The following is a 21282-nucleotide window of genomic DNA, read 5'->3' on the forward strand; positions in this document are numbered from 1 at the left end:
GCCCACCCCACCGGTTACCCGGCCTGGTGGGCCATTCCACATCCGTTGAACGTCGCGCCTTACAGCGAACGCGCAACCTCAGTGATTTCGAACGCTTCCAGTTGGTCGCCTTCCTGGATGTCGTTGAAGTTCTTCACCGACAAACCGCACTCGAAGCCCGTCTTGACTTCCTTGACGTCGTCCTTGAAGCGCTTGAGCGAATCCAGCTCGCCCGTGAAGACCACCACGTTGTCGCGCAGCACGCGGACATTCGACGAGCGCTTGACGAAGCCGTCAAGCACCATACAACCGGCAACCGTACCGACCTTCGGCACGCGGAACGTCTGGCGAACTTCGACGAGACCGGTGATTTCTTCCTTCTTCTCCGGTGCCAGCATGCCCGACATCGCTGCCTTCACTTCATCCACTGCGTCATAGATGATGTTGTAGTAACGGATGTCGATGCCGTTCGACTCGGCCAGCTTGCGCGCCAGTGCATCGGCACGCGTGTTGAAGCCGATGATGACCGCCTTCGAAGCCGTTGCCAGGTTGACGTCGCTTTCGCTGATGCCACCCACCGCAGCGTGCACGATCTGCACACGCACTTCCGGCGTCGAGAGCTTGTTGAGCGACTGCGCCAGTGCTTCCTGCGAACCCTGCACGTCTGCCTTGATGATGAGGGGCAGCGTCTTGACTTCGCCGTCGGCCATCTGCTCGAACAGGTTCTCGAGCTTCGCGGCTTGCTGCTTGGCCAGCTTCACGTCGCGGAACTTGCCCTGACGGAACAAGGCGATTTCACGTGCCTTGCGCTCGTCTTGCACGACCAGCACTTCTTCACCGGCACCCGGCACTTCCGACAGACCCTGAATTTCCACAGGGATCGACGGACCGGCTTCCTTCGCGTTCTTGCCGGTTTCGTCGAGCATGGCACGCACGCGGCCATAAGCCTGACCTGCCAGCACCATGTCGCCACGCTTGAGCGTGCCCGACTGCACCAGAATCGTCGCCACCGGACCCTTACCCTTGTCGAGCTTGGCTTCGATCACGATACCCTTGGCCGGAGCGGCTTCCGGTGCCTTCAGTTCCAGCACTTCGGCTTGCAGCAGCACGTTCTCGAGCAGATCGTCGATACCCGTACCGGTCTTCGCCGACACCGGCACGAACGGCGAATCGCCACCGTACTCTTCCGGCACCACGCCTTCGGCCACGAGTTCCTGCTTCACGCGGTCGGCGTTGGCTTCCGGCTTGTCGATCTTGTTGATCGCCACCACGATCGGCACACCGGCCGACTTCGCGTGAGCGATCGCTTCCTTCGTCTGCGGCATCACGCCGTCGTCGGCCGCCACCACCAGAATCACGATGTCCGTTGCCTGAGCACCACGGGCACGCATGGCCGTGAAGGCCTCGTGACCCGGCGTGTCGAGGAACGTCACCGTGCCGCGCGGCGTTTCAACGTGATACGCACCAATGTGCTGCGTAATACCACCGGCTTCGCCCGACGCGACCTTGGCGCGACGGATGTAGTCCAGCAGCGAGGTCTTGCCGTGGTCGACGTGACCCATCACCGTCACCACCGGCGGACGCGGCAAGGCTTCGCCTTCCGGTGCGTCATTGCCCAGCGACAGCAGCGTTTCCGGATCGTCCATCTTCGCGGCAATCGCACGGTGGCCGAGTTCCTCGACCATGATCATTGCCGTTTCCTGATCCAGCACCTGGTTGATGGTCACCATCTGGCCCATCTTCATCATCAGCTTGATGACTTCCGAGGCCTTCACCGCCATCTTGTGCGCCAGATCGCCCACGGTAATGGTTTCCGGCACGTGCACGTCACGTACGATCGGCTCGCTCGGCGCCTGGAACTGATTGTCCTGCGCATGACGATCGCCACGACGGCCGCCACGGCCACCGCCACGCCAACCGTCCGAACCACCGCTCGCGTCGCCGCGGGTCTTCATGCCGCCACGCTTGTTGCGGTTATCGGCATCCTTCTGCCACTGACCCGGCTTCTTGTCCTTCTTGTCGGCGGTCGTCGTCGACGGCGCAGCCGTGGTCGCAGGCTTCTTGTCTGCCGGCTTGGCCGACGTCGAACCTTCCGGCTTGGCCGGCTTGTGCAACGTACCCTTGGCTTCCGGCTTGGCGGCGGCCGGAGCCGCTACCGGTGCCGGTGCCGGTTCCGGTGCCTTCAGCACGCGGCGCGGGGCATTCAGCATTTCGCGAATGGCACGTGCTTCGGCTTCTGCCGCCGCACGGCGCTTGCGAATCGCTTCCTCTTCGGCACGCGCCTTGTCAGCCGCAGCACTGGCCTTCTCGGCAGCTGCACGCGCTTCTTCGCTGGCCTTGCGGGCCTGCTCGCGCTCGGCGTCCGCCTTGGCGGCCGCTGCCTTGTCAGCTTCCTGAGCCGCCGCTTGCTTGGCTTGCTCGGCCTTTTCCGTCTCGGCCTGAGCGGCCTTGTCGGCTTCAGCATCGACCTTGACTTCGGCTTTCGCTTCCGCCTTGGCCTTCAGCTCGGCCGCAGCCTTGGCCGCCGCCGCAGCGCGCTCCGCTTCTTCACGGGCACGACGCTCAGCCGCTTCCTTCTCTTCACGCTCGCGGCGCTCGGCCTCTTCGCGTTCAAGTTGTTCCTGGCGAAGCTTCAGTTCCGCAGCCTCGGCAGCAAGACGCTCCGCCTCACGGCGTGCGTCTTCCTCACGTTGGCGCAGCGCTTCGTCTTCGGCCGAAACCGCCGCGTTTTCAGCGCCCTCAGCCACATCGTCGCGCTTGACGAACGTCCGCTTCTTGCGGACTTCGACTTGAATCGTGCGCGCCTTTCCGGTCGAGTCGGCTTGCTTGATTTCCGAGGTCTGGCGACGCGTCAGAGTGATCTTCTTTTTGTCGCCGTCGCCAGCGCCGTGCGATCGGCGCAGGTGTTCCAGCAAACGGGCCTTGTCGGCTTCCGTTACCGAATCGTCGGCGCTGAGTTTGTCCACACCGGCGGCTTTGAGTTGCTCCAGCAACACGCCGGCCGGCATTTTCAGTTCTTCAGCAAATTGGGCTACGTTGATGCTCGCCATTCAAACCTCTTCAAGCAAGGCCACGCGCCTTGCGGTTAACTTCAAAGTTCACTGTTCCATATGCATGCCGGGGCAGGTCATCATTGGAACCAGTGCTCTCGCGCTTTCATGATCAAAGCCTTCGCAGCTTCCTCGTCGACACCGGTCATTTCGGTCAGTTCGTCGACGGCCAGCTCGGCCAGATCATCGCGCGTCTGAATTTCATGCTCGGCCAGTTTGGCCAGCAACTCGGGCGTCATGCCGTCGAGGCTCTTCAGGTCGAGCGCAACGCCCTCAACCTTCTCCTCGGTGGCAATCGCCTGCGTCAGCAGTGCGTCGCGCGCACGGTTGCGCAACTCATGCACCGTGTCTTCATCGAAAGCCTCGATTTCGAGCATTTCGTTGAGGGGCACGTAGGCGATCTCTTCCAGGCTCGAGAAACCTTCCTCGATCAGGATGTCCGCCACTTCCTCGTCCACATCCAGACGCTGCATGAACAACGTGCGCAACGTACCGCGCTCTTCGTTCTGCTTCTCGGCCGATTCGTCCGGCGTCATGATGTTGATCTGCCAGCCGGTCAGTTCCGACGCGAGACGCACGTTCTGACCACTGCGGCCAATCGCCACGGCCAGCTCGTTCTCGTCGACGACGACGTCCATGCTGTGCTTCTCTTCGTCAACGACGATCGACTGCACCGCCGCCGGCGCCAGGGCACCGATCACGAATTGCGCCGGGTCTTCCGACCACAGCACGATATCGACGTTCTCACCGCCCAGTTCGTTACGCACGGCCTGCACACGCGTACCGCGAATACCCACGCACGTACCGATCGGATCGATACGTTTGTCGTAGGCCACCACGGCGATCTTGGCGCGCACACCCGGGTCACGGGCGGCGGACTTGATCTCGAGCAGGCCTTGCTCGATTTCCGGCACTTCCATGCCGAACAACTCGATCAGGAACTCCGGTGCGGTACGCGAGAGTTCGATCTGCGGGCCACGGGCCGTGCGATCGACCTTCACGATGTACGCGCGAACGCGGTCACCGATACGGAGGTTTTCTTTCGGAATCAGTTGATCGCGACGCAGCAGCGCTTCGACACGGCCCGACTCGACGATCAGGTTGCCCTTATCGAGACGCTTGACCGTACCGGTCATGATCTTTTCGCCGCGCTCGAGGAAGTCCGACAGGATCTGCTCGCGCTCGGCATCGCGAATGCGTTGCAGAATCACTTGCTTGGCAGCTTGCGCGCCAATGCGGCCGAATTCGACCGACTCAACCGGCTCTTCGACAAATTCGCCGAGTTCGATCGCGTCGTTGTCTTCCTTTGCCTCAAACAACAGAATCTGCTTGTCCGGCTCTTGCAGGCCAGCCTCGTCGGGCACAACCAACCAACGACGGAAGCTCTCGTGCTCGCCCGACTCGCGGTCGATGTGCACGCGAATGTCGACGTCTTCGGTGTAGCGCTTTTTGGTGGCCGAAGCCAATGCTGCTTCCAGCGCGCCGAACACGACATCTTTGTCGACGTTCTTTTCGCGCGCGAGCGCATCGACCAACAGCAATACTTCGCGACTCATCGTTTGCGACTCCTAAAATCAATCTGCGGCACTAGGCGCGCACGGTCAATATCCGCGAGGGTGAATTCGAGCAGCGCCGGGCCGCCCTTGCCTTCGAACTCGAGGCTCAGATTTTCGCCTTGCGGCGCCTGCAAGATGCCGCGGAACTGCTTGCGGCCGTCCAGCGGCACACGCAACGTGAGACTCACTTCAACACCGGCAAAACGCTCGAAGTCGCGCAGCTTTCGCAGCGGACGATCCAGCCCCGGTGACGACACTTCGAGTCGGTCATAGTTGACGTTCTCGACCATCAGCACGTGCGAGAGCTGACGGCTTACCGTCTCGCAGTCATCGATGCCGATGCCCTCAGGCTTGTCGATATAAACTCGCAGCAAACCGCCGCCGGCGCGTTCAAGATCGACCAGCTCGTAACCCAGGCCTTCGACCGTGGTCTCGATCAGTTCTGGCAATTGCAACTTTGCTCACCCTAGAAAAACTCGTGCGCATCAGCGCCCGACTATATCTGCGCGCCCCGCATGGGACGCCGCACGATACCTGCCTCGACCGTCCGGGCCGGCGTGCCTGTGTCGACACACCCACTCCCCAACGCGGCGGTATCGGCCGCGCAAAACGCTCGCGGCAAAAAAAAATGGGCGAAACGCCCATTTCTTACATCCTCATTGCGCATGAGGTGCGCGCCGCAACAGAAAGTCCGGCACGCCAACCAGCTTATTCACTGATTTTATATGGTTTTTGGCCATTTTGCAACGCTTGGCATGGCAAATGCCCGTGGGACGGGCGTCTTCACAACGCCGCTGCAACGCAATAAGTCTGCCGCCTTCCAGCGTGTCAGACGGGCGCCCGGGGTGTCGCGAATGCCGTGCACCCACCCCACCATGCCGGGCCTGCCCTGAAGCATTAGCGCGAACGGTTACCGCCGCGATTGCCCCGGTTGCCGCCCGTGTTGCCCTGGCCGCCACCGCCGCCGGCACGATTGCCGCCGCCGCTGCGATTGCCGTTGGCATTACCGCCACGACCGCCGCCGCTACCGCCACGGGATTGGCCGCCAAAGCCGCCGCCGCCCGCGGAATTACCGCTGCGCGATTGACCGCCAAAACCACCGCCACCTGCGGAATTACCACCCCGCGACTGGCCACCAAAACCACCACCGCCGGCGGAATTGCCGCCACGCGATTGACCGCCGAAACCACCACCCGACGAATTGCCACCACCGAAGCGGCGACCTTCACCGCGCGGCGATGCCGCCGGCGCCGGGAAACCGCCGCTCGGTCCGACAAACGTAGTGAGCGGATTGGCACGCGGACGACGCGCCTGACCGTAGCCCTGCTCGCGAGTGAACACGCCAAGCGCGGTCTGCATCGGGTCCGGCTGACGGCGCGGCTCTTTCGGCGCACCTGCCCCGCCACGCGTACCCTTGCCACCCTTTTCAGCTTCGCTCGCACCCGGCACTTTCATACCGACGGCGGCGAAGAGCGAACGCACCTGAGCATCGTCCAGTTCTTCGTAACGGCCACGCTTGAGGCCGCGCGGCAGCGTGAGCGGGCCGTAACGCGTACGGATAAGACGACTCACCATCAGGCCCGCCGCATCGAACATGCGACGCACTTCGCGGTTCCGGCCTTCGGTCAGTGCCACGTGATACCAGTGGTTCGAGCCTTCGCCGCCGCCATCCTGCAAGCGCAGGAAGTTGGCCTTGCCGTCGTCGAGTTCAATGCCGCGCAGCAATTGCTGACGCGACGACTCGCTCAACTGACCGACGGTACGCACGGCGTATTCACGCTCGATGCCATAACGCGGATGCATGAAACGGTTAGCCAGATCGCCCGACGTCGTCAGGATCAGCAGACCTTCCGTATTGAAGTCAAGACGGCCCACGGCCAGCCACTTCGCAGTCTTCATCGGCGGCAGACGGTCGAACACCGACGCACGGCCTTCCGGATCTGCATGGCTGACGATCTCGCCCGACGGCTTGTGATACAGCAGCACGCGCGGGGGCTTGCTGGTGATCCGGCGCTTGACGAGCTTGCCGTTGATACGAACCTGATCGGTCGGCAGAATGCGCTGGCCGATGTGTGCCGGCTCGGCATTGACCGACACGCGACCGGCAAGAATCAATTCTTCCATCTCGCGACGCGAGCCCATGCCCGCTTCGGCGAGCACCTTATGCAGCTTGGGCGCTTCGTCGTCCGGCGAGAGCACACGGCGATCAGCCGACTTACGGGCACCACCACGCTTGGCGTCGCCCTCAGCCTCTTCGCTATCGAAACCACCCGACGTCACAAACGCAAACAGGTCGTCGTCGCCGGCCTTTCCGCCACGGGGGCCAGCACCAGCACCACCGGCCGGCTTGCGTCCGCGGCCCTTGCTTGCGCCTTGGGGTTTGCCTGCGCCCGTGCCTGCACCAGCGCCACCACCATTGCCGGCAGCACCTGCAGTCCCGCCATTGGCTGCGTTGCCAGCGGGCGCACCTTGCGCCCCTTGGCCCGCGCCATCGCGCTTGGTGCGCGGCTTGCGAGTGCCGGCACCGCTACCGCTGCGGCCACGGCCTTGCGCGGCAGACGCGGCGCCATCGGCAGCCGCTTCCTGAGCTTGCGGCGCGTCGACATGCGGGGCATCGGACGAGTCGGACTCGCCCGGGCCGCCTTCATCGCCTTCTCGCTTGGCTTGCTGGGCCGCACGACGGCGGGCGATCAGACTACGCGGACCACGGCGCAAACCGCGGCGCGACGCCTTATCATCGCCGCCCTCGCCTTCCGGCGCGCGTGCTTCGGCACCGGCATCGCGTGCGTGCAGGTCCTGGGATTCTTCGTTTTGTTTCAACACAACCTCATTGGAAAACGGGATCGTGGCGGGCAGGCAACTATCGCTGCCCTGATCCGTGTTCGCACCATGAATGCGCGGCAAACCTATGCCGCGGCTTCGTTTTTGTCGCTAACGGCCCTGTGCGAACCCGGCGCAATGCGCCGGAGCCTCAGGTACCGGTGACGAGATTCTTGTCGTCCCCGCCGTTTTCGTCGTCGTCCTCGTCCGCACCGGGCAAGGGCTGCCCGGATGCGGCTTCGTTCGCCGCCGTGTCGGCAGCGTGCGGGGTCACATCTTGCGTTGCCGGCGCGGCGGGATCGGCCGCCTGCGTCGTCACGTGCTGCATATCTTGCGGCGGATCGTTGTCGACCGGTGCCGCAGGTTCCGAATCTTCGGAATATTCCTCGTCCTGCTTGAGCGCGGCATCGATTTGTTCGACATCGCCTTGCTCACTGACGTGCGTCACGTCCGCGAGTTCCGCCGACGCCGGCAAATCACCGCCTTCGCCCTCAGCAATCACCGCATCGAGCAGCGCGTCGTCGGTGAGCGCTTGCGCCGCATCCGATACCGGCCGCTGATCTTCCGGCACGCCTTGGGCGAGCGGCAGATCGTCGGCACGCGCCTCAGCCAGCCGGGCCAGCGCTTCGGCATCGGCGACCGGCGCATCGTCCGAGGTCGCCTCGTTGTTGCTGTCTTCGCCTTCGGCACGTTCGCCGAATTCGATGTTCTGTTGCGCGAGCAAGTCGATTTGCGCCTGTGCCGCCGGGTCTTCCAGCGGCGGCAGCGCGTCGAGTGCACGCAAGCCGAGATCGTCCAGGAAATCCTTGGTCGTCGCGTACAGGCCAGGGCGTCCCGGCACGTCACGATGGCCGATCACCTCGATCCAGCCACGATCTTCAAGCTGCTTAATGATCTGTGTATTGACCGTCACACCGCGAATTTCTTCAATATCGCCACGTGTGACCGGTTGACGGTATGCAATGATCGCCAGCGTCTCCATCACAGCCCGCGAGTACTTCGGCGGCTTTTCCGGATTGAGGCGATCGAGATATTCACGCATGCGCGGACGGCTCTGGAAACGCCAGCCGGTGGCCAGAGCCACCAATTCCACACCTCGGCCATCCCATTGCACGCGGATTTCCTCGAGCAGCGCGCGCACCGTATCGCCAGACACGGTGTCATTGAAAAGCTTTCGCAGATCGCCAACCTTCAGCGGCTCTTGCGCGCAAATCAACGCGGTCTCGAGGACGAGTTTCGCCTCTTGGGTATTCATGTGCGACTAAGCAGACCGGGGGCTTGGCGACCCGGTATCAGGAATAAATGGATGCTTGGAACACGAGAAACGGTCGTAACCGCTTCGCATAAGCGCGCGCCCTTTTGTGTTCGGTCGTAGTGACGGCGGCGCGACCTGGATGCTTCGAAACGACCTGCCGGGAAAACGCCCAGGCCGATAGTGCGGCGAGACGGACGTCCGGTATGTGCGCAATTATTACTGAAACACTGTCGCCCGTAAAGCGTCGTCGACATGTCTGCGTCCCGCGCCCGCCCTTACCGGCCGGGAGAATGCCGCCATCGCCCCGCCGGCCGCCATTCGCCAGCCTGCGGCGTCTTGTCGCATTCACACACGGCGCGGACCGACACACCCCCTCAAACGCCCGTTCTGCGCCCCTATCGAGTCCGACAGGCCACCCCGTCGTTTGAAACGGCGGGTAGACGCACCATGGTAAACTTCTGAAATAACTTCAAGGGCATTCATGACCACCGAGATCGGACGCATTCCAGTCGCTCAGCCCCGTTGTTCCACGTGCTCGCTGGGGCAGTTCTGCCTGCCCGTCGGCATTCCTGCACCCGAACTGGAACGGCTGGATGCACTCGTGAGCGAGCGCCGTCGCCTCAAAAAGGGCGAAGTGCTCTATCACGCCAACGATTCGCTCAACGCCGTCTACGGCATCCGTTTCGGCTCTCTCAAGAGCTGTGTCACGGCACCGGACGGACGCGAGCAGGTCGTCGGCTTTCACCTGCAAGGCGAACTCATCGGCCTTGACGCCATCGCCGACAACCATCATCCAAGCACCGCCGTCGCACTCGAAGACAGCGAACTCTGCATTGCCCGCTTTGGCGAACTGGAGACGCTCTCGCGTCAGGTGCCCACGCTGCAACGTCAGATGCACCGCTTGATGAGCCAGGAAATCCGCAACGAACACCAGCAGTTGCTCGCGCTGGGCACCATGCGCGCCGAAGAGCGTCTGGCCGTGTTCCTGCTTAACCTGTCGGAGCGTCTGGCCGCACGCGGCTACGCGGCCAACGAATTCGTGCTGCGCATGAGCCGCGAGGAAATCGGCAGCTTCCTCGGTCTCAAGCTCGAGACCGTGAGCCGGCTGTTCTCCCGCTTTGCCCAGAACGGCATGATCGAAATCCGCCAGCGCCACGTCAAGATCATCGACGCCACCGCCCTGCGCACCCTAGCAGGCGCCCCCTCGGCCTGCTAAGACCGGCTTGCGTGCATAACCGATAAGCTACCGGTCGGCCGGCTCGCCCGCCTTGCGCCAGATCAAGAGTCGCGTGACGTCGATAACGGCGCACGCGATTCGACACACAGGCCGGGCGCGGCTCTGGCAAGCGTTCGACAAGCCCGGGCAAACCCTCCATAATCGGCGCGTTCGCCGTGCCGCCACCTGTGGTCCGGCGCATCACCCCGTCGGAGGCCGCCGTTATGCCCGCAGCCATTTTTCTGAGTCCGGAAGACGCCGAGCACGCTTATTACGAAGCGCTTCGTGCCGGTGACATCGATGTCCTGATGAACGTGTGGTCGGAAGACGAGGAGATCGTCTGCATTCATCCGGCCGGTCCGCGCCACGTCGGCCCCGCGGCCGTGCGCACGAGCTGGCGTCAGATTCTGTCCAAGGGCGGCCTGCAATTGGCCGTCAGTCATCTTCAGGTCGCACACAATCCGCTGTGCGCCGTCCATAACGTTCTGGAACAGATTCTGGTGGAAACGCATCCCGAAGCGCGCTACGCATTCGTGCTGGCCACCAACGTCTATCTCAAGGAAGCCGACGGCTGGCGCCTCGCGCTTCACCACGCAAGCCCCGCCATCGGCCACGAAGACACTCGCTCACCGACGTCCCACTCGCATCGCCTGCATTGACTTCGGCTGCATCGGGTCGGCTGCATTAGGTCACACAGACGACATCACTCAACGGCTCGCCGATGAGCGTCGCGCCCCTGCCTCTGAAGCTCACACGGTGGTGCCGGTACCGGCAGGCCCCTCTAGCGCATCGTCTTGCACGTCCCAATAAGGCGTGGGACCGAAGCGTGCTTGAAGGAAATCAATCAGCGCGTGCGTCTTCGGCGGCACGAAAGCGCGGCTCGGATACACCGCCCAGATCGCGACTTCGTCGGCGAGCGGGTACGCCGATAGCACCGGCACCAGCTCACCGCGGCGCAGGTAAGCCCCGATATCCCACGTCGACTTGGGGGCAATGCCCAGCCCCGCCACCACGGCGTCGCGCAGCACTTCGCCGTTATCGGACGACAGCCGCCCCGTCACGCGCACGCTGAGCGCGCCCCCGGATGTCATGAACCGCCAGTCACGCTGATCGCCCAGCGTCAGGCAATCGTGACTGGCCAGATCGCCGGGGTGTTTCGGTGCGCCGCGGGCCGCGAGGTAGGCCGGTGAAGCACACAACACGCGCCGATTGGGCGCGAGCTTGCGTGCGACCAGCGTCGAATCACGCAACGCCCCCACGCGAATCGCCAGATCCACGCCCTCCTCGATCAGATCGACCACCCGATCGGTCAAACGGAAATCCAGAGAAATGCCCGGGTACTGCGCAAGAAACGCAGGTAGCGCCGGCGAAACGTGTTGCCGCCCGAACGACGAGGAACACGACACCCGCAGGCGTCCTTGGGGGGCGGCATGCCCCTGCCCAACCGACGCCAGCGCCTGCGCTTCGGCCATCAGCAACGCCTGCGCCTGTACGAGAAAAATATCGCCTTCCTGCGTGAGTGCCACCCGGCGCGTCGTACGATGAAACAAGCGCGCGCCGAGCACGGCTTCAAGTTGGGTAAGCCGTGTACTGGCCGCAGCCGGCGACAAACCGCGTTCGCGGCCCGCCGCGGACACATTTCCCAGCGCCGCCACTCGCACGAACAACGCGACCGTCTCGAGGTCCAACGACATTTATCGCCTTTTCAAAAAAATCTTTTCTGCATTATGCGGATTATCAAATTAATCGACCAGTCGTAATCTCTCGTCATCATGGTCGGCGCTGGCTAGCCACTGCGCAAAGCGCCTCGCCCTTTCAAGGAGAAAACAGATGAAAGCTGTCGGATTGACCCGTTACCTCCCCATCGACGACCCCAAGTCGCTCGAAGACATTGAACTGCCTACGCCGACCCCGGCGGGCCGTGACCTGCTGGTCAAGGTCGAGGCAATTTCTGTGAACCCGGTCGACACGAAGGTCCGTGCCCCGAAAGACCGGGTGGAAGACGCGCCGCGTGTACTCGGCTGGGACGCAGCGGGCACCGTCGCCGCCGTTGGCCCCGACGTCACGCTCTTCAAGGTCGGCGACCCGGTGTACTACGCGGGCAGCATCACGCGCCCGGGCGCCAACAGTGAATTCCATTTGGTGGATGAGCGCATCGTCGGCCACATGCCGGCGTCGCTCGACTTTGCGAATGCCGCGGCGCTGCCGCTCACGACCATCACTGCTTGGGAAGGCCTGTTCGACCGCCTCGGCATCGCACCGGACGGCAGCGACGAAGGCAAATCGATCCTGATCGTGGGCGGCGCCGGGGGTGTCGGATCGATTGCGATTCAACTGGCCCGCCGTCTTGCCCGGTTGAATATCGTGGCGACTGCCTCGCGCCCCGAGTCTGCCGACTGGTGCCGTCAGTTGGGCGCCCAAAACGTGATCGATCACTATCAGGACATCCCGTCGCAACTGCAAGCGCTCGGCTTGCGTCATGTGGATTTCGTGCTGTGCCTGAACGACACCGACAGGCATTTCCCTGCGTTGGCCGAAGCCGTCGCGCCGCAGGGCAAGATCTGCTCGATCGTGGAGAATTCGGCGCCGCTGGAAGTCGGTCTGCTCAAGAGCAAGAGCGCCACGTTCGTGTGGGAGTTCATGTTCACGCGGGCGATGTTCGAAACGCCCGACATGATTGCGCAGCACAAGCTGCTGACCGAAGTGGCGCGACTGGTCGATGCGGGCACGTTGCGCACGACCGTCGGTGAAGTGCTTGGCCCGATCAATGCGGTGAACCTGCGCCGTGCGCATGCGCAGTTGGAAGGCGGACGTACTATCGGGAAGCTGGTGCTGGCAGGATTCTGAGCCCGGTATCCGATAAAAAGAAAGGCGTTTGCGCACAATTGCGCAGACGCCTTTTTTGCATCCTGATCGCAACAACGCGCGGGCACCCGGCCCGCCCGCCTTACTTCGTCGTCGGCACCGTCCCTTCAGGCAACGCCACCGCTTCGGCCGGATGGATGATCTCGCCGCCCAGCGCGTTCACGCCGGCCACCAGCCGCTCGAAAGCTGCGCCAACCTGCGCCGGGTCGCCCTTCACCCCGAGATCGATGTGTCGCCGTGCGTAGACCGCCCCGCGCTCCGCATCGCCCACGCTCGGCAGGCTGAAGACCTTGATGCCGTCATATTCGGCCTCGATGGCTTCCATCAGCGGCGTCAGCGTCGATTCCGCCAGCCCGAACACCAGCACCGAGCGCTCGGCGTGGCGCGTGAGATGGTGCAACTGGGTGTAATACGTGTCGAGCACCCACGCCATCATCGGCCACGCCATCACCGGGAAACCCGGCATGAAGTGGTGTTGTTCGACCGAAAAACCGGGAATCTTGTTGTACGGATTGGGCAGGATGCGCGCACCGACCGGAAACTCGCCCATCTTCAGACGATGGCGGTTGTCGGGGTTCGTCATGTCCGCGCGGCCGTCGCTGCTCGTATCCGCAATGCGCTCCATGATGAGCGCCTCGGCTTCCGGCGTGAGCGCCAGCGGCACGTTGAGCGCCGCCGCCGCGCACTGACGCGTGTGGTCGTCGGGGGTGGCGCCGATGCCGCCGGTCACGAACACGACGTCGTCGGTCGCGAGCGTACGGCGCAGCGTGGCCGTGATGCGCTCGGGATCGTCGCCCACATATTCGGCCCAGTCCAGTTGCATGCCGCGCTCGGCGAGCAACTCGATGATCTTGGGCAGGTGCTTGTCGTGGCGACGACCGGAGAGGATTTCGTCGCCGATGATGATGATGCCGACCGCCATGATGCTTCCTTTGTGTTGTCTTGCCGACGCGCTCGCGCTGCTCGTTTTGCCCGATGCAGCGCGCCGCCGGCGCTTGGGGGAGGGTCTTGAATCCGGACCGCGGCCGCCCCGGCCCACTGGACGTCCGCAGATCAACGATTGTGCCACTTTCGCAGCGAATCGTTACAGCACTTGCTCACGGGCAGCGCGCGCTCACCACCCCGTCACCGCCCGTCCGGCGGCGGCAGCAAGGGCGACGTGCCCGAGCTGCCCGCAGCACCCGCTGCATCGCCACTTTTGTGCGTCAGCGCCGTGGCGGCCGGCAGCACAGTGCCGTGAAGCGTCGGCTCATGATGGGCGGCCTCTTCGATGCGCAACCGCGAGAGCGCGCGCAAACAGTAATGCGCGAACCACAGCGCCGAGAACACGAAGATCACCACGTACAGCCAGATCGCCAGCAACGCGATAACCGGGAACAGCACGATCATGATGACCGACGACACCCACAGCAGCGTGGGCAACGAGCCCAGCAGACCGGTCGCCACGCCGATCACCAGCAGCGGCAGGCGTCGCTCGCGCACGATACGCTTGCGCTCCTCGGCACTCGCGTGAAACGCCAGCGCGTCGTAAGTCATGACCCGATACGTCAGCCAGCCCCAAAGTAGCGGCGGCACGATCGCAAAGAACGGCGGCACGAGCCACAGCGGCAACGTCACGAGCGCAGCGACGAGGAAGATGACCGTAGCGCCCAGCGACTGGCCGAGACTGCCCCAGAACGAGCCGCCTTTGCGCGCCTCCAGATGGATGAAGTGCCGGCGCGACAAATGCCGCAACACGGCCGGCATCGACCAGCCCGCGATCAGCAGCAGCGCGGTGACGACGATCAACGGCACGAGCAGCGCGACGAGAATGAACGGGGCGAGCGCCATGCGCACGCTATCTACGCCAAAGTAGCCGAAGAACCGGTAAATCCACTGCGTGAACTGCCACTGCTCAAGCCACAGCCGCAGAAAATCGGTGAACGGCTCCCAGCCGAACCAGATGACGGCCCCCCAGATCAGGCCGGAAACAAAAAAGGGCATCGCGGTGAGCCACAACATGCGCGGGTGCAGCAGGCTCACGAGCGCGCGGCCAAGCGCGCGAAGAATATCGTTCATGCAGATTCGGTGCGGTCAGTACGGGAAGCGGGTGGACGACCCTCGCGGTCATTACGACCATCGGGGCCATTAGTGACATTGGGACCATTCCGGCGAGTCGGTCGCAGACTTCTGGCCATGCGTTTGAGACCGAGCCACTGCTGGGCCCAGAACCCTTCGCCATAGTCGGTCGAGCGGCCGGCCGGCGGCGGCAGTTGATCGCGAATGCCGGTCGCCACGGCGGCCGATGAAAAGTCTGCTGTTCGAAACGCCATATCCCACCAAGGGAACAGCACGCCGAAATTACAGCCGCGATGGCGCCCCTCATGCCCGGCGCCGATGGCGTGATGGCGCCGATGGAACGTCGGGCTCACGAGCAACCGCTCACCCAGCCACCCGAAGCGCAGGCGGGTATTCGCGTGCTGCAAGCTTTGCAGCCATTCCGACACGGCCACAAGCAGCACGAACTGCACCGGGCTCACGCCGATCAGGATCGCGATGGTCGCAAAAAACGCGGCCTTGATCAGATCGTCGAGCAAATGGTTGCGGTTATCCGTCCAGAGCGACATCTGCCGCTGGCTGTGATGCACCGCGTGCAGTGCCCACCACCATCGGAACGTGTGACCCCAGCGGTGATACCAGTAACCCGCAAAATCGAGGATCAGGAGATAGATCAGAAAACTCGCCAGCGCGTGATCCGTCACCCCGGGCCAGACATTTTCCAGATTCAGATTGACGAAGCCCATCAGGCGCAGCCACGACTGCAAGGCGTCGAAGAGCGGCCGGAACGCGAAGAAGAACACCAGATTGAACAGGCCGAGCCGGTGCACGAGCGTGTAGAGCACGTCCACACGCACGGCGCGCCTCTCGCGCCAGGCTTCAGCGGGTGCAATGGCCTCGAGCGGGCGCAGCAGCACCAGCATGAGCACAATCTGGAGAACGCCGATGAGGAAGAACTGCACGGCGTCGTAAGCATCGTCGGCGAACGACATCAGCCCGGTGGCGAACAGCACGGGCTGCACGATGCGGGTATAGATCTCGGTCTGCGCCGCCGAGAAGGCGGCGTAGAAACCGTCGACCAGCGTTTCGAACATGGAGCGGGGCCGGGCGTCACGGGGACGCCCGGTCAGAGAAGCCGTTGCGGCAATGCCCCGATGTTACAGCACCGGCGCACGGTCGTAGAAGTAGATCCCATGGGGGGAACGACCGACCGGAATGGTGTTGATCAGCTTGCGCGACGCGAGGTCGATGATGCCGACCTTGCGCGCCCAGCGAAACGTCACCCACAGCGTCTTGCGGTCGGCTGAGAGCTCCATGTCGTCAGGCCCCGGCAGCAGGCCGGTGATATCGCCCACGTTGGTGAGCGCGTCCTGATCGATGATGCTGATCGTGCTCGACACACGGTTCGAAATCAGCACGTGCTTGCCGTCGGCCAGCGAACGGAAGTTGTGCGCGCCCTTACCCGTCGGGATCGTCTTCACGACCTTCTGGTTGCGCCAGTCCACCACGGCCGCGTAATCGGCACCGGTCATGCCCACCAGCAAGTACTTGTCGCCGGGCGTGAGCCACACCCCTGCCGGGCTGTCGCCGACCTTCATCTTCCAGATCACTTTCTGGCTGGCGAGGTCGATAGCCGCCACTTCGTTCGACTCTTGCAGCGAGATGAAAACGAGCTTGCTGTCTTGCGTGAAGACCAGGTGGCTCGGCATCTTCTTGAGCGGGATGCGCGACGCCACCGTCAGATTCTTACCGTCGAACTTGTAGACGTCCACGCGATCCAGACGCAAACCGTTGGCGACAAACCACTTCTTGTCCGGCGAAAAACCGATCTGATACGGGTCTTCGATGTTCTCGATCTTGCGTTGAATCTGACCGGTCTTCGGGTCGAGGAACACGAGGTTGTTGCCCACCGAGTTCGCCACGATGAGCGACTGGTTGTCAGGGGTCGCCATCAGGTGATGCGGTTCCTTGCCGACCGGGAACGTCTGGATGACCTTCTGGCTGGTCTTGTCGATCAGGCTGACGCTGGCGTCGCCGGAATTGAGCACCACCACCACGCCGTCCGGCACCGCTGCCGGCGCGGCCGGTGCTGCCACGGCCACCGGCCCGGCAAGCGCCGTGAGACCGAAGGAAGCAGCCAGACTGGCGGCGATCAGGAATTTACGCATTGCGAAATCTCTCGGGAAAAAAGAGTCACTGAAGAGTCTCTGCGAGGTCGCTGCGGGGCCATCGTCTGGCCACCGCAGCGTCGCGAAAAAGTTTCGCTATTGTAGGCTGGGAAATTGCCTAAGCGCGCGCCTCACCGGCGCTTTTTTGATCAGACGAAACAGTATCTCGACAGTTCCTGACGTAGCGCAAACCGGCGCGGGCGATCAGCGCTGCAACGCCTCCCAGACCTTGTGCAGACGTTTGACCGACACCGGCATCGGCGTGCGCAGCTCTTGCGCGAAGAGCGACACTCGCAGCTCTTCGAGCAGCCAGCGGAACTCCTCCAGACGCGCATCGCCGTGGTCGCGGCGCTGCGACGTCGCCCGTTGCCAGTTTTGCAGCAGCGGCCCCAGTTCGCTCATCGCCCGCGCGTCGCGGGTCGGATCGGCCTTGAGCTTGTCGATACGCGCCGCCATCGCCTTCAGATAGCGCGGGTAATGGGCGAGTTGCGGGTACGGCGTATCGATCAGGAACCGCTTGCCGATCAGCCGCTGCAACTGCGCCGTGAGGTCGGCATAGGCCTGCGCAAACGGCTTCGCCTGCGCCAGTTTCTTCTGCAAGGCCGCATATTCCGTGAGAATCTGCCCCGCCAGCCGCGCGATCTCCTGCGCGAGCAGCGTGAGCCGGCCGCGCCCTTCGTCCTTGCGCGCGACGAACGACGTGTTATCGCTCGGCCACGGCAATTGCAGACAAGCGCGCTCCAGCGCGAGATCCACGATCTGATCGCGCAACTCCTCCTGCGTGCCCAGATTCATGTACTGCATCGCCATCTGTTGCAGGCCGGGGATGTTCTTCTCGAGGAACTTCACCTGTTCGCGCAACTGAATAGCGAACAGACGCCGCAGCCCGGCGCGATGCTGCCGCTGGGCTTCGTCCGGATCATCGAACACTTCCAGATCGCAGTGATCGCCACGATCGACCAGTGCCGGATAGCCGAACAACGTCTGCCCGCCACGCCGGATTTCGAGCATTTCGGGCAGTTCGCCGAAGCTCCACGTCGTGAGGTTGTCGTATCGGCCCGGCTCCACCGCCGCCGCAGATGCGCCCGGCTGAGCGCCCGCGCCGCGCGAGGCTGCGCCCTTTGCGCCATTTGCCCCCCCCGCAGCCCCTGCCGCGCCGGTCATATCGCCCTTGCCAACCTGCTTGGCAGACTGACGGCCACCGCCATCGCTGCCCGCGCCACTCGCCACCACGCCAGTCGGCGTCGTGCCGCTCTTTGCCGCGAGCTCTTGGAACGTGCGTTGCGCCTGCTGACCGAGTTCTGCGCGCAGTTGCGCGAGGTTACGGCCCATGCCGAGTTGGCGCCCGTGCTCGTCGACGATCTTGAAGTTCATCGTCAAGTGCGCAGGCAACATCTCCAGCTTGAAATCGCTCGGGCTGAGCATGACACCGGTCTGCTCGCGCGCATCGGCCATCAGTGCATCGAGCAAGGCCCCCTGCCCGAACGTCGCACGGTCGACAAAGCCCGCTGCGTACTCGGGCAGCGGCACGAAGTGACGCCGCAACTTCTGCGGCAACGACTTCATCAACAGGTGCGCTTTTTCCTTGAGCATGCCCGGCACCAGCCACTCGCAACGGCGCGCGTCCACCTGATTGAGCGCGAAGAGCGGCACGGCAAGCGTGACGCCGTCGCGCGGCGAACCCGGTTCGAAGTGGTACGTCAGCACCATCTCGATGCCCGCGATAACCGTCTTTTTCGGGAACAGATCGGTGGTCACGCCGGCCGCTTCGTGGCGCATCAGGTCGTCGCGCACCAGATACAGCAGCTTCGGCGTGCCCTTGGCCGTCTCGCGATACCAGTGTTCGAAGCTCGTGCCGTCGTACAGATCCTCGGGCACCTGCGCGTCGTAAAACGCGTAAATCAGTTCGTCATCGACCAGCACGTCCTGCCGGCGCGACTTGTGTTCCAACTGTTCGATGTCGGCGATCAGCTTGCGGTTATGCGCGTAGAACGGCAGCTTGGTTTCCCATTCGCCTTCTACCAGCGCACTGCGCAGGAAAATTTCGCGGGCGCGACGCGGGTCACGCGGGCCGAAATTCATCCGGCGGCGCGCATAGATCGTCAGGCCGTACAGCGTGCCGCGCTCGTAAGCGGTGACCTGCGCGGCTTTCTTTTCCCAATGCGCATCGGACAGCGAGGTCTTCACCAGATGCTTGCCCACGCGCTCGATCCATTCCGGCTCGATCCGGGCGATACAGCGCGCATACAGGCGGCTCGTCTCAACCAGTTCACCGGCCATCACCCAGCGGCCCGCCTTCTTCACCAGCGACGACCCCGGCCAGATATGGAACTTGATGCCGTGGGCGCCGAGGAAATGCGGATCGTCGTCGGCCTTGCAGCCGATGTTGCCGAGCAGACCGGCAAGCAACGCAAGGTGCACCTGTTCGTACGTCGCTTCCGACTCGTTGAGGCGCCAGCCTTGCTCGCGCACCACCGTCAACAACTGGCTGTGCACATCGCGCCATTCACGCAGACGCAACTGCGAGAGGAAGTTCTCGCGGCAGGCCTGCCCGAGCAAGCGGTTCGACTTCTTGTGCGCAATCGCCTCGTCGAACCAGCGCCACATCTTGATCCACGAGAGGAATTCGGACTTCTCGTCGGCGAACTTGCGATGGGCGTTGTCGGCGGCGTCCTGCGCCTCGATGGGCCGATCGCGCGGGTCCTGCACTGCCAGTCCGGCGGCGATGATGAGCACTTCGCGCAGCGACTGCTGATCTCGCGCGGCGAGAATCATGCGGCCGACGCGTGGGTCCAGCGGCAAACGGGCCAGTTCGCGCCCGAGCGGCGTGAGCTGATTGGTGTCGTCCACGGCACCCAGTTCGTTCAGCAACTGGTAACCGTCGGCAATCGCGCGGCCCGGCGGCGGCTCGATGAACGGGAAGTCCTCGACCTTCGCCAGACGCAGCGATTGCATCCGCAAAATGACGGCAGCGAGCGACGAGCGGAGAATTTCCGGATCGGTAAAGCGCACCCGCGACTGGAAGTCCGCTTCGTCGTACAAGCGGATGCACACACCGTCGGCCACCCGGCCGCAACGCCCGGCGCGCTGGTTCGCCGCGGCCTGCGAGATCGATTCGATCTGAAGCTGTTCGACCTTGTTTCGGTAGGAATAGCGCTTCACGCGCGCCGTGCCCGCGTCCACCACGTAGCGAATGCCCGGCACCGTGAGCGAGGTTTCCGCCACGTTAGTGGCCAGCACGATGCGCCGCGCGTTCGACGCCTTGAACACGCGCTCCTGGTCCGTCGCCGAGAGCCGGGCAAACAGCGGCAAAATCTCCGTGTGTGGTGGATGGTGCTTGCGCAGGGCCTCGGCCGCTTCACGGATTTCACGCTCACCGGGCAGAAACACGAGCACGTCGCCCGAGCCTTCGCGGCACAGTTCGTCCACCGCGTCGACGATGCCGTCCATCAGATCGCGGTCGCGGTCGCGCGCGCTGGCGCGGCTGCCCTCGCGGCCTTCTGCGTTGGCAATGCGGGCGTCGTCCTGAATCGGGCGATAGCGCACCTCCACGGGGTACAGACGACCACTGACTTCGATCACCGGCGCGGGGTGCAGCGTTTCGCCGTCCATCGTGCCGAAGTGACGGGCGAAGCGGTCTGCGTCGATCGTCGCCGAGGTAATGATCACCTTCAGGTCGGGCCGGCGCGGCAGCAGTTGCTTGAGGTAGCCGAGCAGGAAGTCGATGTTCAGACTGCGCTCGTGCGCCTCGTCGATGATGATGGTGTCGTACGCACGCAACAGCGGGTCGGTCTGCGTCTCGGCCAGCAGAATGCCGTCGGTCATCAATTTGACCGACGCGCCGTTTGAGAGCGTGTCGTTGAAGCGCACCTTGAAGCCGACGATTTCGCCGAGCGGGGTGTTCAATTCGTCGGCGATACGGCGTGCCGTGGCCGAGGCCGCGATGCGGCGCGGCTGCGTGTGGCCGATGAGGCCTGTGCCGCCCGCGCCCAGCCCGCGGCCGAGCGCGAGACAGATCTTGGGAAGCTGAGTGGTCTTGCCCGAGCCGGTTTCGCCGCTCACGATCACGACCTGATGGCCCGCGATGGCGCGGGCGATCTCCTCGCGGCGGCCGGACACCGGCAGCGCTTCGGGAAACTGGATCTCGGGAATTCGGTTGGCGGCGGCCTGCTTCGCGGCCAGCCGCTCGGCGTCGCGTTCAGCCCGTTGGGCGGCCGTCATGCGGCGCTCGCCGGCATTCTCACGTCCGCGTTTAGGTCCCGCAGCCGGCACTGTCGGCTTCGGGGGCTTAGATTGTCGATTTCGTTCATCACTTGCCATGGGCGCGCATTATATA

Annotated in this window: 15 protein-coding genes; 4 read left to right on the forward strand and 11 right to left on the reverse strand. The window is 63.7% G+C overall.

The features are described 5' to 3' along the window. Window positions 1-59: 59 nt before the first annotated feature. The 3 genes from infB to rimP all read right to left on the reverse strand — a co-directional run bounded on the left by infB (window position 60) and on the right by rimP (window position 5040). Window positions 60-3029 carry a translation initiation factor IF-2 gene (gene infB, locus AT302_RS14750; protein WP_058379068.1) on the reverse strand — a complete coding sequence of 990 codons (2970 nt, stop codon included), beginning with the start codon at window positions 3027-3029 and terminating at the stop codon, window positions 60-62. 80 nt (window positions 3030-3109) lie between these two features. Then, a complete protein-coding gene (gene nusA / locus AT302_RS14755; RefSeq protein ID WP_058379069.1) occupies window positions 3110-4585 on the reverse strand; it encodes a transcription termination factor NusA in 1476 nt (491 codons plus the stop codon). Continuing rightward, window positions 4582-5040: a ribosome maturation factor RimP gene (rimP, locus tag AT302_RS14760; RefSeq protein ID WP_058379070.1), complete on the reverse strand. Its 459-nt coding sequence runs from the start codon at window positions 5038-5040 to the stop codon at window positions 4582-4584. Before rimP ends, nusA begins: the two co-directional genes overlap by 4 nt. Before the next feature lie 2 nt (window positions 5041-5042). Here rimP and AT302_RS27620 point away from each other — a divergent pair, with 2 nt between their 5' ends. Continuing rightward, the gene (locus AT302_RS27620) at window positions 5043-5393 is read left to right on the forward strand and encodes a hypothetical protein (RefSeq protein WP_157125795.1); all 351 of its coding nucleotides are present in this window, start codon (window positions 5043-5045) and stop codon (window positions 5391-5393) included. Between the two features lie 89 nt (window positions 5394-5482). Here AT302_RS27620 and AT302_RS14765 read toward each other — a convergent pair whose 3' ends face one another. Both AT302_RS14765 and scpB read right to left on the reverse strand, forming a co-directional pair. Next, complete coding sequence (locus AT302_RS14765) at window positions 5483-7300, reverse strand: pseudouridine synthase (protein WP_447639687.1); 1818 nt, start codon at window positions 7298-7300, stop codon at window positions 5483-5485. A 256-nt stretch (window positions 7301-7556) separates the two neighbouring features. Next, a complete protein-coding gene (gene scpB / locus AT302_RS14770) occupies window positions 7557-8660 on the reverse strand; it encodes an SMC-Scp complex subunit ScpB (protein WP_058379071.1) in 1104 nt (367 codons plus the stop codon). Window positions 8661-9141: 481 nt separating this feature from the next. Between scpB and fnr the strand changes: the two genes are divergently transcribed. Beyond that, window positions 9142-9876: a fumarate/nitrate reduction transcriptional regulator Fnr gene (gene fnr, locus AT302_RS14775; RefSeq protein ID WP_058379072.1), complete on the forward strand. Its 735-nt coding sequence runs from the start codon at window positions 9142-9144 to the stop codon at window positions 9874-9876. 224 nt (window positions 9877-10100) lie between these two features. Then, window positions 10101-10535, forward strand: a complete 435-nt coding sequence (locus AT302_RS14780) for a YybH family protein (RefSeq protein ID WP_058379073.1) — start codon at window positions 10101-10103, stop codon at window positions 10533-10535. Window positions 10536-10625: 90 nt separating this feature from the next. On the opposite strand, the gene AT302_RS14785 is transcribed toward AT302_RS14780, so the two are convergent. Next, window positions 10626-11570: a LysR family transcriptional regulator gene (locus AT302_RS14785; protein ID WP_058379074.1), complete on the reverse strand. Its 945-nt coding sequence runs from the start codon at window positions 11568-11570 to the stop codon at window positions 10626-10628. Window positions 11571-11706: 136 nt separating this feature from the next. Between AT302_RS14785 and AT302_RS14790 the strand changes: the two genes are divergently transcribed. Continuing rightward, window positions 11707-12723, forward strand: a complete 1017-nt coding sequence (locus tag AT302_RS14790) for a zinc-binding alcohol dehydrogenase family protein (protein WP_058379075.1) — start codon at window positions 11707-11709, stop codon at window positions 12721-12723. A gap of 100 nt (window positions 12724-12823) precedes the next feature. Here AT302_RS14790 and AT302_RS14795 read toward each other — a convergent pair whose 3' ends face one another. From AT302_RS14795 to hrpA, 5 genes are all read right to left on the reverse strand, one after another. Beyond that, window positions 12824-13663: a competence/damage-inducible protein A gene (locus AT302_RS14795; protein WP_058379076.1), complete on the reverse strand. Its 840-nt coding sequence runs from the start codon at window positions 13661-13663 to the stop codon at window positions 12824-12826. 203 nt (window positions 13664-13866) lie between these two features. Beyond that, window positions 13867-14799, reverse strand: a complete 933-nt coding sequence (locus AT302_RS14800) for an EI24 domain-containing protein (protein ID WP_237171934.1) — start codon at window positions 14797-14799, stop codon at window positions 13867-13869. After that, entirely contained in the window at window positions 14796-15872 is a 1077-nt protein-coding gene (locus tag AT302_RS14805; RefSeq protein WP_064675088.1) for a sterol desaturase family protein, read from the reverse strand. The genes AT302_RS14800 and AT302_RS14805 overlap by 4 nt, the downstream gene beginning before the upstream one ends. A 63-nt stretch (window positions 15873-15935) precedes the next feature. Continuing rightward, complete coding sequence (locus tag AT302_RS14810) at window positions 15936-16946, reverse strand: YVTN family beta-propeller repeat protein (protein WP_058379077.1); 1011 nt, start codon at window positions 16944-16946, stop codon at window positions 15936-15938. A gap of 204 nt (window positions 16947-17150) precedes the next feature. Continuing rightward, the gene (hrpA, locus tag AT302_RS14815) at window positions 17151-21266 is read right to left on the reverse strand and encodes an ATP-dependent RNA helicase HrpA (RefSeq protein WP_058379078.1); all 4116 of its coding nucleotides are present in this window, start codon (window positions 21264-21266) and stop codon (window positions 17151-17153) included. Window positions 21267-21282: the final 16 nt, after the last annotated feature.

The organism is Pandoraea norimbergensis, from assembly GCF_001465545.3.
GTDB classification, from domain to species: Bacteria; Pseudomonadota; Gammaproteobacteria; order Burkholderiales; family Burkholderiaceae; genus Pandoraea; species Pandoraea norimbergensis.

Coding starts and splice junctions, on each gene's coding strand:
- infB (WP_058379068.1), bottom strand. CDS start 3,029: ATGGCGAGCATCAACGTAGCCCAATTTGCTGAAGAACTGAAAATGCCG.
- nusA (WP_058379069.1), bottom strand. CDS start 4,585: ATGAGTCGCGAAGTATTGCTGTTGGTCGATGCGCTCGCGCGCGAAAAG.
- scpB (WP_058379071.1), bottom strand. CDS start 8,660: ATGAATACCCAAGAGGCGAAACTCGTCCTCGAGACCGCGTTGATTTGC.
- fnr (WP_058379072.1), top strand. CDS start 9,142: ATGACCACCGAGATCGGACGCATTCCAGTCGCTCAGCCCCGTTGTTCC.
- AT302_RS14780 (WP_058379073.1), top strand. CDS start 10,101: ATGCCCGCAGCCATTTTTCTGAGTCCGGAAGACGCCGAGCACGCTTAT.
- AT302_RS14785 (WP_058379074.1), bottom strand. CDS start 11,570: ATGTCGTTGGACCTCGAGACGGTCGCGTTGTTCGTGCGAGTGGCGGCG.
- AT302_RS14790 (WP_058379075.1), top strand. CDS start 11,707: ATGAAAGCTGTCGGATTGACCCGTTACCTCCCCATCGACGACCCCAAG.
- AT302_RS14795 (WP_058379076.1), bottom strand. CDS start 13,663: ATGGCGGTCGGCATCATCATCATCGGCGACGAAATCCTCTCCGGTCGT.
- AT302_RS14800 (WP_237171934.1), bottom strand. CDS start 14,799: ATGAACGATATTCTTCGCGCGCTTGGCCGCGCGCTCGTGAGCCTGCTG.
- AT302_RS14805 (WP_064675088.1), bottom strand. CDS start 15,872: ATGTTCGAAACGCTGGTCGACGGTTTCTACGCCGCCTTCTCGGCGGCG.
- AT302_RS14810 (WP_058379077.1), bottom strand. CDS start 16,946: ATGCGTAAATTCCTGATCGCCGCCAGTCTGGCTGCTTCCTTCGGTCTC.
- hrpA (WP_058379078.1), bottom strand. CDS start 21,266: ATGGCAAGTGATGAACGAAATCGACAATCTAAGCCCCCGAAGCCGACA.